Below are 13930 nucleotides of genomic sequence, written 5' to 3' on the forward strand. Positions count from 1 at the left end.
TCCTAGTGTTTCTCGAAAGGCTTGTCGAAAGTGATCTTCGGATCGTTCCACGGCCCTTGAATGCTGTATTGCACGCTGGCGAAGCGCGACACCTGGTCACCGATCAGCTTGTTGAGCAGGAACATCGCCCCGCCCGCTGCCGGCCCGCCCACCAACAGCGCTGCAAGGGGCAGGTTATTGGTCACGGGCAAGGTCACCAGCAGCTTGGCGTCGACCCGGTCGGTGACCATGTTCAATGTACCGTTAAGTTCCAGATTGGTGGACGGCCCGGTCATCAGGATCGGCTTGCCTGTGCTGTACACGCCGCTGCGGGCATTGAGCACGCCCTTGACCCGGTCATAGCTCAGGCCCTTGCCGAACAGGTCGGAGAAGTCCAGGCGCAGACGACGGCCAATGGCGTTGAAGTTGAGCAAGCCAAAAATGCGCAGCACCTGGGCGCTGCCGTCGACTTCCACAAACTGCCCCTTGTTGAGCGAGGCGTCCAGTGTGCCGGAGAAACGCTTGAGGCCAATCCACGCTGGCGAACCGGGCCAGTTGCCATCGATGTCCACATGAAAGTTGTCGCTGGTGACGCTGGGGGCAAAGCCCCAGTTCTTCAGCACCGTGGCCAGGTTGCCGCCACCCAGGCGCCCCTGGTACCAGCTTTTGCTGTTACCCGCCACGCCTTCCCAGCCGCCCGAACCTTCTAGCAGCATGCCCTTGAGCCCCAGATTGAGACTGGTAAGGCTGATGCCCCGGCTGTTGGGTCGAATGTTGAGTGACCAGGCACCAAGCAGGTCCGCCCCCTGGTAGAGCTGGCGAATAATGATGTCCAGGGCCGGTATTTTGCGCGGGTCGACCGCAGCCAGCGGGTCGGGGGCATTCTCGTCTGCCACCGTCTTGGGATCAGGCGCAGGCAGGCGAATGGTCTGCATGTTGACCACAATCGGTGCGTTGTTCGCATCCGGCAGGGTCACGGCGCCGATGGCCTGCTTGCTGTCGATTTGCAGCGCCCAGGAGGCGGCGACGCGCTTCATGACCAGGCGCACCTGATCCAATTGGGTGCCGAAGGCAATCAACTTGCCGACTTTAAAGTCCGCACTGCTGAGCAGTTGCTTGGCGCTGCCGCCGGGGTCATTGCCGGCATATCGTTCGACCAGCGCCTGCCAGGGGGCGACGTCCAGCTCCGACAGCACGCCGCGAATGCGCAGGCCCTTGGTCGTGGGCAAAACGGGTTTGCCATCGCCCAGGAACAACTCGCCACGCCCGTCTTCAAACTTGCCATTGGGGGCAGCAAAGGTCAGGTTGACCAGGTCGCCGTAGTCAAACCAGTACCGCCGCTCGGCCCCTTGCAGAGTCATGCGAAACACGCTGTTGCGGCTTTCATTGGCCGCCAGCCCGAAGGGTGCCGGCAAATCCACCACCGCGCCCTTGAGGCTGGAGCTGACGCGTAACTGGCTGTCGGCACCGTCCAGGGTCAGTTGCAACTGATAGGGCAAGTCACCGCTTACCGGGATCGGTTGATTGAACTTGAGCCAGTCCGTGAGTTTTTTCACCCCCACCTGACCGCTGGCCACCACCCGGGTGCTGATGCGGCCAGGCTTGCCGTCGGCAAAGATCTGCGCGGTGATCGGGCGATCGAACGCCCGGGCGCTGATGCCCTTGCCGCTCAGGCCCTTGGCACTGTCAAAGCGCAGGTCACCCTTGAGCTGGGTCAGTTCAAGCTCGGGTTCGCTGATTTTCAGGCGCGCCTTGTCGACGTTGAAGTCCACCAGGATTTTTGGCTCCACACCCTTTTCCAGCGGGATGTCCAGATCAACACGGCCCTTCAGCGAACCTTCACCCTGCCAGCCAGCGAACGTTTCTGCGGTACCTATCGGTGCTTCCTGAAGAATTTTCAGACCGTCCCCCAGCCCGCCCTCAAAGTCGCCATCCAGAAACAGATGGCTGACCTTGCCGGCAGGCACATGCGGGATGCTGACAGCCACGTTACGCACACGGGTGTCGAGTAGCTGACCTTTGCTGGCCATGATCCGCACACCGCTATCTTCAATAAACACATCGCCCGACACGTTACGCACATGGGGCCAGCCAGGCTGGAACGCCAGTTCTGCGCCATGCACCTTGAAAAACAGGCTGATATTGCGCGCCGCCGCAACGGCGTCATGGCTCAGCGAACCTTGATACTGGAAGAAGCCCTCTTCGACTGCGCCTTTGATAATCGCCGTGCTCAGCCACTCCGAAAGCGCCGGACTCAGTACTTCAGGCAGGTACTTGGGGGTAAAACGGCCGTCGCCATCTGTCAGGCCCACCCGCAGGTCCATGTAATCTTCCTGGGAATGGTCAAGGTGAATGCGGATCAAAAAGTCGGCCGCGATATTGCCCTCTTCCCCCAGCACTTTGATGTAGGGCGCAATCAGGGTGAAGCTGTCCTTGTTCAGGGTCCAGGTCAGCAGGGCATTGGCTTGCAGGTATTGCCAGGGCTTGGCGAAGATCGGGTCGAGGTGCAGCATGAAGTCTTTGCTGTCCAGGCGCAGTTCGCCCTTGCCCAGGTCGCCGCTGATCAGGCCACTGACATTGCGCGCCGCCGGAGCGCCGTGGGTGGCATTGAAGCCGACCTGCTCCAGATTGGCCGCAAAGCTGATTTTTTGATCGTCCGTGGCTGCTGGTCGATAATCAGCCAGCACATTGCGCAAGGTGCCGGTAACGCTCAATTGATCGATGACTTTGGCGACGGCTTCCGGCACGGGGGCCAGTGAGTCCATCAGCGGCGTGATCGGGGTCAGGTCCAGGCGGTCGGCCTGCAGGTGCCAACGCTCCTGCTCCTTGTCGGTGGCCGCGAACTGCTGCAGTTGCAGACGGGTTTCCCAACGGGTCTTGCCCAGGTTCATGGCCAGTGAGTCGAGCACCACCCTGAAACCCTGTTTGCCGCGCTCAGCCCAGGCATGCAGCGCCAGGTTCTCGATGGTCTCGGGTTTGCGATCGGCATAGGCACCACTGAACCGGGTCGCATTCAGGCGCGCCACCGCGCTCTGTACCGAGCCCTGGCTCCAGTTGAACCAGAACTCGCCTCCAGCCTTGAGCTCGGAGACTTTCCACGGTGCGATCAGCGTGGCCGGCAGCCACTTGGCCCAATCACTTTGCGGCAGGCTCACATAGGCCTGGGCCGCACCGTCACGCCAGTGGCTGGCCTGAACCTGTGTGCTGAGGCTCAGCGCCACGGGCTGGCCATCGGGCAAGGTCAGCCGCGCATCAAGACGCTGGTCCGACGCGCCGACGTCCAGCGTCAGCCCGACATAAGTCAGGGTCAGCGGGGATTGTTTGTAGGGTTCCAGGGTCACCTGGCTGTCGAGCACCGACAACCGCGCCACACGTTGCAGCTGGTTGAGCAACTGCTCAGGGTCAAGCGGCTGGTCATCCTGCACCGGCAGCCCTTCGAGTGCCCAGTGGCCGTGTTCATCCTGGCGCAAGCTCAGTTGCAGACCATTGAGTTGCACGTGACCAATACGGATATCACGGTTCAACAGGCTGGCCCACACATCGGGCACCACCTGCACTTCATCCAGACGCAGGGCGCTGTTGCCCTCACCGACCATGACGTCGTGGGCCTTCAATACCGGCGCCATGCCGCTCCAGCTTCCTTCCAGGCTGCCAATGGTCAATGGCATGCCCAGCGCTTCACGGGCTTTGCTCTGCACTTCAACGCGGTATTCGGCGATCAGGGGGGTCAATTCACGGCCGATACTGACGTACAACGCCGTCAGGACCAAAACCAGAGCGCACGCGCCCAGCCCCCAACGGGTCAGCGCGGCAAAAAAGCGTGTCAGACGCTCCATGTCAGGTGGCCCCTTAAATAATGATCGTAGGGGTCGGTTTCAGCCCCTTTTCGACGCTATGTGACGCTAGATACTTCAGAGCAGCACCACGTCGTATTGTTCCTGGGAGTACATGGTTTCGACCTGAAAACGAATCGTGCGACCGATAAACCCTTCCAGCTCCGCGACATTGCCTGACTCTTCGTCCAGCAAACGATCCACCACTTTCTGGTTGGCCAGCACACGATAGCCGGTCGCTTGATAAGCCCGGGCCTCTCGCAGGATCTCACGGAAGATTTCATAGCAGATGGTTTCGGGGGTTTTCAACTTTCCCCGGCCCTGGCAGCACACGCACGGCTCGCACAACACTTGCTCCAGGCTCTCGCGCGTACGTTTGCGGGTCATCTGCACCAGACCCAACTCGGTAATGCCGATGATGTTGGTCTTGGCGTGATCACGCTCCAGCTGTTTTTCCAGGGTGCGTATCACCTGGCGCTGGTGCTCTTCATCTTCCATGTCGATAAAGTCGATGATGATGATCCCGCCCAGGTTGCGCAGGCGCAGTTGCCGGGCAATCGCGGTAGCCGCTTCGAGGTTGGTCTTGAAGATGGTTTCCTCAAGGTTGCGATGCCCCACAAACGCGCCGGTGTTGACGTCGATGGTGGTCATGGCCTCAGCCGGGTCGACCACCAGATAACCGCCGGACTTGAGCGGTACCTTGCGGTCCAGGGCCTTCTGGATTTCGTCTTCAACGCCGTACAAATCGAAAATCGGCCGTTCGCCCGGGTAGTGCTCAAGGCGGTCGGCGATTTCCGGCATCAGTTCGGCAACAAATTGCGTGGTCCTCTGAAAGGTTTCCCGCGAATCGATGCGAATTTTCTCGATCTTGGGGCTGACCAGATCACGCAATGTACGCAGCGCCAGGCCCAGGTCTTCGTAGATCACCGTCGGCGCGCCAACCGTCTTGATCTGGGCACCGATCTGGTCCCACAAACGACGCAGGTAGCGAATATCCATCAGGATCTCATCCGCCCCGGCACCTTCGGCCGCCGTACGCAGGATAAACCCGCCGGCTTCCTTGATGCCTTCCTGGGCCACGCAATCACTGACCACCTGTTTAAGCCGTTCGCGCTCGGCTTCGTCTTCGATCTTCAGCGAAATGCCGACATGGGCAGTGCGCGGCATATACACCAGGTAGCGCGAGGGTATCGACAGTTGAGTCGTCAGGCGCGCACCTTTTGAACCTATCGGGTCTTTGGTGACTTGCACCACCAGGCTCTGGCCTTCATGCACCAGCGTACCGATGCTTTCAACGGCCTGGCCTTCACGCAGGGAAATTTCGGAGGCATGAATAAAAGCAGCACGATCCAGACCGATATCCACAAAGGCAGCCTGCATGCCGGGCAAAACCCTGACAATCTTGCCTTTGTAGATATTACCGACAATGCCCCGGCGCTGGGTACGTTCGACATGCACCTCTTGCAGAACACCGTTCTCTACCACTGCCACGCGCGATTCCATCGGCGTGATGTTGATCAGGATCTCTTCACTCATGGCTGGGTCTCGTTCAGGCGTCATCACAGTAGTGCCACGTCTCGTAGGTGCCGTATTCAGCGCACGGTAAGGTTTTGCCAACAGGGTATGCCGAAATGCCCGAGCAGTTCTGCGGTTTCGCACACAGGCAGGCCCACGACGGCGGAATAACTGCCATTCAGGCCCGCCACAAACACCGCAGCCAAGCCCTGAATGGCGTAGCCACCGGCTTTGTCCAGGGGTTCACCGCTGGCCCAATACAGGCTGGCTTCTTGTTTGCTGATGTTTCTAAAGCGTACCTGACTGCGTACCACTCGGGTTTCACAGCGCCCGGCGTCAATAATCGCGATCGCGGTCAACACCTCATGCTCCCGGCCAGACAGCGCCATGAGCATAGCCAAGGCGTCGGCCTCGTCGACCGGTTTACCGAGAATGTGTTCATCGAGCACCACGGCCGTGTCAGCCCCCAGTACGCAAAACGCAGCGTCCGGCATGGTCGTCAGCAGTTGTTGGCGCCCGGCCTGGGCCTTTTCGCGCGCCAGGCGCTCGACATAGGCCACAGGGGATTCATTCGGGAGGGGAGTTTCGTCAATGGCTGCGCTGACCGTTTCAAACGGCACGCCGATCTGAGTCAACAACTCGCGTCGGCGCGGTGAGCCAGAGGCCAGATAAAGCGAGGTCATCAAGACATCTCCCTGTCGAGGTGCACAAACCAGGAAATGGCTCGTATCCGGTTAATTGATTTTGAAGCGTCTGCACAGCCCGCGCAGCCCGTAACTGACCCAGGGCCACAGCAGGGCACTGACCACACCCGGCAACACCAGCGCCAGCGTTGGCTGGCGATTGCCGGTCAACGCACTGAGCCACAGTTGGGCAAGCTGCGCCAGGCCGAACACAACCAGAAGCACCAGGCATTGCTGCCACATCGGGAACACCCGCAAGCGCTGCTGAAGGGACAGCACCAGAAAGGTAATCAGGGTCAGGGTCAGGGCGTTCTGCCCCAGCAACGTGCCATACAGCACATCCTCCGCCAACCCCAGGCAAAACGCGGTGACCATGCCCACTTTGTGCGGCATGTACAAGGCCCAGAAAGCCAGTAGCAATGCCAGCCAGAGCGGGCGCAGGATTTCCATGAACTGGGGCATGGGTGAAATACTGAGCAACAGGCCAATGGCAAATGTCAGCCAGATGATCCAGCCGTTACGCGAACGGGTACTCGCCATTTATTGCCTCTCCCGGGTAGTGGCCGGCACGGCGGCTGGCGGCTTGGCGGCAGGGGTTGCAGCGGGCGCAGGTTTTTTCACGGTCTTGGGCTCGGCAACAGCCGCCGGAGCTGGAGCCACAGCCGCCGGGATAACGGCCGCTGCAGGCGCAACCGGCTTGGGCACCGTCGCCGGAATGATCGGCGGCGGTTCACCGTTTTGTTCAGCCTGCTGAGCCTTGGCCGCATCGTTGGCCCGCTCTTCAGGGGTACGGCTGTCACTGAACACCAGCAGCAGGTAACGGCTGCGATTCAGGGCTGCCGTCGGCACGGCCCGCACAATGGCAAAGGGCTGACCCGAATCGTGAATCACCTCCTTTACCGTTGCCACCGGATAACCGGCCGGGAAGCGCTGCCCCAGGCCCGAGCTGACCAACAGGTCACCCACCTTGATATCCGCCGTATCGGCAACATGACGCAGTTCAAGGCTCTCGGGGTTGCCCGTACCGCTGGCAATCGCCCGCAACCCGTTACGGTTGACCTGCACTGGAATGCTATGGGTGGTATCGGTCAGCAACAGGACACGCGAGGTGTAGGGCATCAACTCAACCACCTGCCCCATCAGACCGCGGGCATCGAGTACCGGCTGGCCCAGCACAACGCCGTCACGTTCACCCTTGTTGATGATGATGCGATGAGTGAAGGGGTTGGGATCCATGCCGATCAGTTCGGCCACTTCGACCTTTTCGTTGACCAGCGCCGAAGAGTTGAGCAACTCGCGCAGGCGAACGTTCTGCTCGGTCAAGGCCGCCAGCTTTTGCATGCGCCCCTGAAGCAGAAGGTTTTCGGTTTTGAGTTTCTCGTTTTCAGCCACCAGCTCAGTGCGGCTGCCGAACTGACTGGCCACGCCCTGCCACAAACGCTGCGGCAGATCGGTGATCCAGTAGGACTGCATCAGTACCAGAGACATCTGGCTGCGCACAGGCTTGAGTAACGTAAAGCGAGCGTCCACTACCATTAGCGCGACCGATAGCACGACCAGCACCAGAAAGCGCACGCCCAATGAGGGGCCTTTGGAAAAGAGCGGTTTAATAAGCCGCTCCTCCCGGGCAGGTGTTCAATTTATTCATACGGCTTCAAGCGGCCTGGATGAAGATTGACAGAAGATAAACGCCAAAAGGCAGCACTGCAAAGTGCTACCTTCTGATGATAACGAAAGGGCTGCATCACGCGATCTTATTCGCTGGAGAGCAGATCCATCGTGTGTTTATCCATCATTTCCAGCGCACGGCCACCGCCACGCGCAACACAGGTCAACGGGTCTTCGGCAACAATCACCGGCAGACCGGTTTCCTGAGCCAGCAACTTGTCGAGGTCACGCAGCAAGGCGCCACCACCGGTCAGTACCAGGCCACGCTCGGCGATGTCCGAAGCCAGCTCTGGCGGAGACTGTTCCAGCGCGCTTTTCACGGCCTGAACGATGGTTGCCAGCGACTCTTGCAGAGCCTCGAGCACTTCATTGGAGTTCAGGGTGAAGGCACGTGGTACGCCCTCTGCCAGGTTACGGCCGCGTACGTCGACTTCACGTACTTCACCACCCGGGTAGGCAGTGCCGATTTCCTGCTTGATGCGCTCGGCAGTCGATTCACCGATCAGGCTGCCGTAGTTACGGCGCACATAGGTGATGATTGCTTCGTCGAAACGGTCGCCACCTACCCGTACGGATTCGGCGTAAACCACACCGTTCAGGGAGATCAGCGCGATTTCAGTGGTACCGCCACCGATATCGACAACCATCGAGCCACGAGCTTCTTCAACCGGCAGGCCTGCACCGATGGCCGCAGCCATTGGTTCTTCGATCAGGAACACTTCACGGGCACCGGCACCGAGTGCCGATTCACGAATGGCGCGACGCTCTACCTGAGTCGATTTGCAAGGCACGCAAATCAAGACTCGCGGGCTAGGTTGCAGGAAACTGTTTTCATGCACCTTGTTGATGAAGTACTGCAGCATTTTTTCGCAAACGCTGAAATCGGCGATAACGCCGTCCTTCATCGGACGAATGGCAGCAATGTTGCCCGGTGTACGGCCAAGCATGCGCTTGGCCTCGGTGCCGACAGCAACGACACTTTTCTGGTTACCGTGTGTCCGAATAGCCACAACTGATGGCTCATTCAGGACAATACCGCGCTCGCGCACGTAAATAAGGGTGTTGGCAGTGCCCAGGTCGATGGAAAGATCGCTGGAAAACATGCCACGCAGTTTCTTGAACATGGGAAAGGGACCCTAGGCAACGCGTGGGTAAAAAAGTGCGGCAAACTCTAACAACGACAGGGATTTTGGGCAAGGCGCCAATATGTTAAATTGGGCGCTTTTCTGAGCACCAACACCCACAATCGCGGCCATATGACCGTAGAAATGCGGTAGTGTTCCGACAATCTAACACACGGATAGCATCCGTCCTGTTTTCCACTGGAGAATCCCATGGCGCTAGACCGCTCCGACGTGGAAAAAATCGCACATTTGGCCCGTCTTGGCCTCAATGATGCCGATATTCCACGCACCACCGAAGCCCTTAACAGTATTTTGGGGCTGATTGATCAGATGCAGGCCGTCGACACGACCGGTATCGAGCCTCTGGCCCACCCACTGGAAGCCAGCCAGCGCCTGCGTGCAGACGTCGTGACTGAGAGCAATCATCGCGAGGCGTATCAGTCCATCGCACCGGCGGTCGAAAACGGCCTCTATCTGGTTCCGAAAGTCATCGAGTAAAGGGAAAGCGCCTGCATGCATCAATTGACTCTGGCCGAGATCGCCCGCGGACTCGCCGATAAAAAGTTTTCTTCCGAAGAGCTGACCAAGACCCTGCTGGCGCGTATCGCCCAGCTCGATCCTCAGCTCAACAGTTTTATCACCCTCACCGAAGACCTTGCCCTGGAGCAGGCCAAGGCCGCTGACGCACGTCGCGCCAACGGTGAAAGCGGTGCCCTGCTGGGCGCCCCGATCGCTCACAAGGACCTGTTCTGCACCCTGGGCGTACGCACCAGCTGCGCCTCGAAGATGCTCGACAACTTCAAGGCACCGTACGACGCCACAGTGGTAGCCAAGCTGGCCGCTGCCGGCGCCGTAAGCCTGGGCAAGACCAACATGGACGAGTTCGCCATGGGTTCGGCCAACGAATCGAGCTACTACGGCGCGGTCAAAAACCCGTGGAACCTTGACCACGTACCCGGCGGTTCGTCGGGTGGTTCGGCCGCCGCCGTTGCCGCCCGCCTGTTGCCTGCCGCGACGGGGACCGACACTGGCGGATCAATCCGACAGCCGGCAGCCCTGACCAACCTCACAGGCCTGAAACCGACGTACGGTCGCGTTTCGCGCTGGGGCATGATCGCCTACGCCTCCAGCCTCGACCAGGCCGGCCCGCTGGCTCGCACGGCCGAAGACTGCGCCATCCTGCTGCAAGGCATGGCCGGTTTCGACCCGCAAGACTCCACCAGCATTGACGAACCCGTACCGGACTTCAGCGCCAACCTCAATGGCTCGCTGAATGGCCTGCGTATCGGCGTGCCTAAAGAGTTCTTCAGCGAAGGCCTCGACACGCGTATCGCCGAGCTGATCCACAACAGCATCAAGGAACTGGAAAAACTCGGCGCCGTGATCAAGCCGATCAGCCTGCCGAACATGCAGCACGCGATTCCTGCGTACTACGTCATCGCACCTGCCGAGGCCTCGTCCAACCTGTCGCGTTTTGACGGTGTGCGCTTCGGTCATCGCTGCGAAAACCCCAAGGACCTCACTGACCTGTACAAGCGCTCGCGCGCCGAGGGCTTTGGCCCGGAAGTACAGCGCCGGATCCTGGTGGGGGCCTACGCCCTGTCGGCGGGCTACTACGACGCTTACTACCTGCAGGCGCAAAAAATCCGTCGCCTGATCAAAAACGACTTCATGGCGGCATTCAACGAAGTCGACATCATCCTCGGCCCGACCACGCCTAACCCGGCCTGGAAAATCGGCGCTAAAAACAGCGACCCGGTTTCCGCCTACCTGGAAGACGTCTACACCATCACCGCCAACCTCGCGGGCCTGCCGGGCCTGTCGATGCCAGCCGGTTTTGTCGATGGCTTGCCAGTGGGCGTGCAGTTGCTTGCACCTTATTTCCAGGAAGGTCGCCTGCTCAACGTCGCCCACCAGTATCAGTTGAACACTGACTGGCACACGCGCTCACCTGCCGGCTTCTGAGGAGAAACATATGCAATGGGAAGTTGTGATCGGGCTGGAAATTCACTCCCAGCTCGCCACCCAATCGAAGATTTTCTCCGGTAGTGCCACCACCTTTGGTGCAGAACCGAACACCCAGGCCAGCCTGGTAGACCTGGGCATGCCCGGCGTATTGCCGGTACTGAACCAGGAGGCCGTGCGCATGGCCGTCATGTTCGGCGTGGCAGTAGATGCCGAGATCGGTCAGCACAACGTGTTTGCCCGCAAGAACTATTTCTACCCCGACCTGCCCAAGGGCTACCAGATCAGCCAGATGGAGTTGCCGATCGTCGGCAAGGGTCACCTGGACATCACTCTGGAAGACGGCACCGTCAAGCGGGTCGGTATTACCCGCGCGCACCTTGAAGAAGACGCCGGCAAAAGCCTGCACGAAGACTTCAGCGGCTCCACCGGCATCGACCTGAACCGCGCGGGCACACCGCTGCTGGAAATCGTTTCCGAACCGGACATGCGCAGCGCCAAAGAGGCCGTGGCCTACGTCAAAGCCATGCACGCCCTGGTACGTTACCTGGGTATCTGCGACGGCAACATGGCCGAAGGCTCGCTGCGTTGCGACTGCAACGTATCGGTGCGCCCGGTGGGTCAGGCCGAGTTCGGCACCCGCTGCGAGATCAAGAACGTCAACTCGTTCCGTTTTATCGAGAAGGCGATCAACAGCGAAATCCAGCGCCAGATCGAGCTGATCGAAGACGGCGGCAAGGTTATCCAGCAAACCCGCCTGTATGACCCGAACAAGGACGAAACCCGCGCCATGCGCAGCAAGGAGGAAGCCAACGACTACCGTTACTTCCCCGATCCCGACCTGCTGCCGGTGGTGATCGAAGATGCGTTTATCGAACAGGTTCGCGCCACCCTGCCAGAACTGCCACCGCAAAAGCGCGAGCGCTTCCAGTCGCAGTTCGGCCTGTCGGCCTACGACGCCAGCGTTTTGGCCTCCAGCCGCGAACAGGCGGACTACTTCGAAAAAGTCGTGAGCATCAGCGGCGACGCCAAGCTGGCGGCCAACTGGGTCATGGTTGAGCTGGGCAGCCTGCTTAACAAGCAAGGCCTGGACATCGACCAGTCACCGGTAAGCGCCGAACAGCTGGGCGGCATGCTGCAGCGCATCAAGGACAACACCATCTCCGGCAAGATTGCCAAAGTGGTGCTTGAAGCAATGGCCAATGGCGAGGGCAGCGCTGACGAGGTCATCGAAAAGCGCGGTCTCAAGCAAGTCACCGACAGCGGCGCCATTGAAAAGGTGCTGGACGAAATGCTGGCGGCCAACGCAGAGCAGGTCGAGCAATACCGTGCGGCAGACGAAGCCAAGCGCGGCAAGATGTTCGGTTTCTTTGTCGGCCAGGCGATGAAAGCGTCCAAAGGCAAAGCAAACCCGCAACAGGTCAACGAGCTGCTGAAAAGCAAACTCGAAGGCTAAGCCACTCAACTGTGGGAGCGGGCTTGCCCGCTCCCACAGATTTTTGTGGTTATTTCCCGCAACAGAAGGATTCCCCCATGAAGCAGCTACTCGGCGCCTGCGCCCTGCTCAGCTTGCTCGCCGGCTGTGCCAGCCATGACATAGACCCCCGCGGCTATGACAAAACCGGCATTGCCTCCTATTACGGCGCTCGCCACCACGGCAAGCGAACCGCCAGCGGTGAACCTTTCGACCAAAATGCCCTTACCGCTGCCCATCCCGCCCTGCCTTTCGGGACGCGGGTACTGGTCACCAACTTGAGCAACGACAAATCCGTCGTGGTACGCATCAATGACCGCGGCCCGCATACGCGCAGCCGCTTGATCGATCTTTCACGCCAGGCCGCCAGGCAGTTGGATATGCTGCGCAGTGGCACGGCTAAAGTCCGGGTCCAGGGCTTGAGCAACTAAGCGAGGGGGTCACTATTTTCGGCTTGAACGCATTATCTGCGTGGAGCGTGCTGCAACTGTTCGGCGGCCTGGTGCTGTTGATTGCAGGTGCGCAGCTGTTGGTGCGCTGCGCAGAGCACATTGCGAGCAAATTGAAGGTACGGCCACTTCTGGTCGGCTTGACCGTGGTAGCAATGGGCAGCAGCGCCCCCCAGATGACGGTCAGCCTGCAGGCCGCGCTCAATGACACCGCGGACATTGCCGTGGGCAGTGTCATTGGCAGCAATATTTTTAACATCCTCGTCACCCTCGGGCTTTCGGCGCTGATTATTCCACTGCGGGTGTCGCGACAGCTGGTGCGCCTGGACATTCCGTTGATGATTCTCGCCAGCATCATGGTGTTTGCACTGGCCCTGAACCATCAACTCGACCGCCTGGACGGCGCACTGTTGCTGGTCGGCTTGCTGGTGTACCTGTTCTTGCTGCTGCACCAATCCCGCCACAGCGGTCACCACCACCCCGGCCGCGACACCCCTCACGCTTCATGGCTACGCACACTCACGCAGATGGGCTGCGCCTTGCTCCTCCTCGGCTTTGCCGGCCACCTGCTGCTGGGCGCTGCCGTCGAGGTGGCGTCAGAGCTGGGCCTGTCCGAACGCATCATCGGCCTGACCATCATCGCCGTGAGTACCTCACTGCCCGAGCTGGCCACTTCCCTGATTGCTGCATTTCGCGGCCAGCGTGAAATTGCGGTGGGCAACGTCATTGGCAGCAACGTGTTTAACCTGCTGGGCGTATTGGGGCTCACCGCCCTGCTGGCGCCCGCGCCACTGTCGGTGTCGCCCAATGCACTGGCCTTCGACCTGCCGGTAATGCTGGGCGTCGCAGCACTGTGCCTGCCGGTGTTCTATAGCGGCTATCGGGTGACACGGGCGGAAGGCTTGCTGTTTCTCGGCTTGTATCTGGCGTATGGCCTGCACGTAGTGTCATTCACCACCGGCATGCCGCTGGCAGGCAAGCTCGAGCATCTGATGCTGTTTTACATTCTGCCGGCTTTGTTGCTGTTTCTGCTGTTCAGCACTTTGCGTGCATGGCGCCGACAACATTGAGGCGTGGTGACTACCACTTAATGCAGGAACAAAACCTACAACAAAGACAGTTACATCCTGCTGAAGTATTTAGATAACTCCCGTAAACATGGAGGATGCCGCGCGATACATGCGCCTCTGGTATTTACGGGCCTGCCATGAACTCACTTCGCTCCCTCGTTTTACTCGCC

Annotated in this window: 11 protein-coding genes; 5 read left to right on the forward strand and 6 right to left on the reverse strand. The window is 59.8% G+C overall.

The genetic code is table 11. The features are described 5' to 3' along the window. Positions 1 to 2: 2 nt before the first annotated feature. From HBN79_RS12445 to mreB, 6 genes are all read right to left on the reverse strand, one after another. Positions 3 to 3815 (reverse strand): YhdP family protein, encoded by a 3813-nt coding sequence (locus tag HBN79_RS12445; protein ID WP_095026598.1) that lies wholly within the window; start codon positions 3813 to 3815, stop codon positions 3 to 5. 75 nt (positions 3816 to 3890) lie between these two features. Then, positions 3891 to 5348 (reverse strand): ribonuclease G, encoded by a 1458-nt coding sequence (gene rng, locus HBN79_RS12450; protein WP_095001127.1) that lies wholly within the window; start codon positions 5346 to 5348, stop codon positions 3891 to 3893. 56 nt (positions 5349 to 5404) lie between these two features. Continuing rightward, positions 5405 to 6010, reverse strand: coding sequence for a Maf family protein (locus tag HBN79_RS12455; RefSeq protein ID WP_095018244.1), 606 nt, complete (start codon positions 6008 to 6010; stop codon positions 5405 to 5407). Between the two features lie 51 nt (positions 6011 to 6061). Next, entirely contained in the window at positions 6062 to 6550 is a 489-nt protein-coding gene (mreD, locus tag HBN79_RS12460) for a rod shape-determining protein MreD (protein WP_095001125.1), read from the reverse strand. Beyond that, positions 6551 to 7621: a rod shape-determining protein MreC gene (mreC, locus tag HBN79_RS12465; RefSeq protein WP_095001124.1), complete on the reverse strand. Its 1071-nt coding sequence runs from the start codon at positions 7619 to 7621 to the stop codon at positions 6551 to 6553. A 143-nt stretch (positions 7622 to 7764) separates the two neighbouring features. Further along, positions 7765 to 8802: a rod shape-determining protein MreB gene (mreB, locus tag HBN79_RS12470; protein ID WP_002555108.1), complete on the reverse strand. Its 1038-nt coding sequence runs from the start codon at positions 8800 to 8802 to the stop codon at positions 7765 to 7767. Positions 8803 to 9012: 210 nt separating this feature from the next. Here mreB and gatC point away from each other — a divergent pair, with 210 nt between their 5' ends. The 5 genes from gatC to HBN79_RS12495 all read left to right on the forward strand — a co-directional run bounded on the left by gatC (position 9013) and on the right by HBN79_RS12495 (position 13760). Next, the gene (gene gatC / locus HBN79_RS12475; protein WP_016781778.1) at positions 9013 to 9300 is read left to right on the forward strand and encodes an Asp-tRNA(Asn)/Glu-tRNA(Gln) amidotransferase subunit GatC; all 288 of its coding nucleotides are present in this window, start codon (positions 9013 to 9015) and stop codon (positions 9298 to 9300) included. 15 nt (positions 9301 to 9315) lie between these two features. Continuing rightward, positions 9316 to 10767, forward strand: coding sequence for an Asp-tRNA(Asn)/Glu-tRNA(Gln) amidotransferase subunit GatA (gene gatA / locus HBN79_RS12480; RefSeq protein ID WP_095018245.1), 1452 nt, complete (start codon positions 9316 to 9318; stop codon positions 10765 to 10767). A 10-nt stretch (positions 10768 to 10777) separates the two neighbouring features. Further along, the gene (gatB, locus tag HBN79_RS12485; RefSeq protein WP_095018246.1) at positions 10778 to 12223 is read left to right on the forward strand and encodes an Asp-tRNA(Asn)/Glu-tRNA(Gln) amidotransferase subunit GatB; all 1446 of its coding nucleotides are present in this window, start codon (positions 10778 to 10780) and stop codon (positions 12221 to 12223) included. Between the two features lie 77 nt (positions 12224 to 12300). Continuing rightward, positions 12301 to 12672, forward strand: coding sequence for a septal ring lytic transglycosylase RlpA family protein (locus tag HBN79_RS12490; RefSeq protein WP_095001121.1), 372 nt, complete (start codon positions 12301 to 12303; stop codon positions 12670 to 12672). A gap of 47 nt (positions 12673 to 12719) precedes the next feature. Continuing rightward, positions 12720 to 13760, forward strand: a complete 1041-nt coding sequence (locus tag HBN79_RS12495; protein ID WP_169916777.1) for a calcium/sodium antiporter — start codon at positions 12720 to 12722, stop codon at positions 13758 to 13760. Positions 13761 to 13930: the final 170 nt, after the last annotated feature.

Source organism: Pseudomonas sp. WS 5051 (assembly GCF_012985715.1).
GTDB lineage: Bacteria > Pseudomonadota > Gammaproteobacteria > Pseudomonadales > Pseudomonadaceae > Aquipseudomonas > Aquipseudomonas bubulae.